General features: G+C 59.7%; 1 protein-coding gene. It reads left to right on the top strand.

Translation table 11 applies throughout. From position 1 onward, the window contains the following. Positions 1-60: 60 nt before the first annotated feature. The coding region (locus AF337_RS12895; RefSeq protein WP_244471238.1) for a hypothetical protein at positions 61-290 on the top strand (230 nt) is incomplete at its 3' end.

A 290-nucleotide genomic window follows, 5' to 3' on the forward strand; every position in this document is an offset into this window, starting at 1 on the left:
GTCTACTGGACTGCCGTTCGTGGGCGACGCAACGAGCCTGTGATCAACTTCCCGAAGCCCTTGACGCTGATCGCCATGCGGATCAAGGCGACTGGACAGCTGAATGGCACGGTCAACACCTTCAACTGCCTCGCCACCCCTAAAATCCCGATCTGGGACGGCGAGGCCTGGTTGCACGCGCAGGATACCAGGAACCCTGCAGACCATTTCATGCAAGTCCTCAGAGGCAACGGCAATGCGCGGCCGGTGCCGGACGCACAAATTGATTTCGACAGCATCCATTCGTGGCG

Source organism: Rhizobium ecuadorense (assembly GCF_001187535.1).
Classification (GTDB): domain Bacteria; phylum Pseudomonadota; class Alphaproteobacteria; order Rhizobiales; family Rhizobiaceae; genus Rhizobium; species Rhizobium ecuadorense.